The 971-nt window shown below is 35.1% G+C and carries 2 protein-coding genes; both read right to left on the reverse strand.

Going from position 1 to position 971, the window contains the following annotated elements:
- Positions 1 to 418: anthranilate synthase component II (locus IDG60_RS16145; protein WP_206160917.1), on the reverse strand; the 418-nt coding region annotated here is incomplete at its 3' end.
- Positions 415 to 971, reverse strand: a 557-nt coding sequence (locus IDG60_RS16150; RefSeq protein WP_206160918.1) for a chorismate-binding protein, incomplete at its 5' end; no start/stop codon positions are given. The genes IDG60_RS16150 and IDG60_RS16145, both read right to left, overlap by 4 nt.

Raw genomic sequence — 971 nt, forward strand, 5'->3', positions numbered from 1 at the left:
TCAATTCTTCTGGAAAATTGTCAGGGTTACTTATTAATGAATGATATCTCATAATTGAAAACTGTTCTGGTATATCTTGATATAACAGATGTTGATGATGCGATATAACCTTTAGTGTATCAACTTTGCCGTGCATAACCTTGTCGCCTTTAATGACTTCTCCACCGTAGTAACAAGTCAGTGCCTGAGCCCCTAAACATATACCTAAAATGGGTTTGTGTTGATAGGTTGATATGATTTTCATCAACTGTTGATCGTCTAATGGATGCCCTGGACCAGGAGATATAATAACAGCGTCCACCGATTGATTCAGCACATTATCATCATCAGGGTATTGAACAATGACGTCAGTATGTTGAGCAACAATATCCACTAGGTTATATGTAAAGGAATCATAATTATCTACAACTAAGATCATGGGCTCACCTCCAATAAGCTTTTAGCTTTCAATTTCGTTTCATTCAGTTCTTTTTCAGGAATAGAATCATATACAACGCCACAACCAGCTTCTACGTTGATATACTGCTCATCTATCATCATCGTTCGAATTGCTAATGCAAAATCTAAGTTATGATTACAATTTATGTATCCAACACCACCACTATAAACGCCCCGTTTATGTGGATATTGTTCATATATTCTTTCAATTGCACGTAATTTTGGTGCACCTGAAACGGTACCTGTTGGTAATAAATTCGCAATAACTGTCATTGGCGATAAATTTTGATTTATTTTACCTGTGACTTCACTTACGATATGCATAACATGTTCATATTTTTCAATAACCATTAATTTAGTAATTTTTGAGGTACCGATTTTACTTACTCTATGAATATCATTACGCCCTAAATCAACTAGCATACGATGTTCGCTGCATTCTTTTGGATCATTAAGTAGTTGTTTCATATTCTCATTATCTATTTGTGTCGTCTCACCACGTTGAATCGTACCTGCAATAGGATTAGTTGTTA

The sequence above is a fragment of the Staphylococcus sp. EG-SA-2 genome (genome assembly GCF_017152085.1).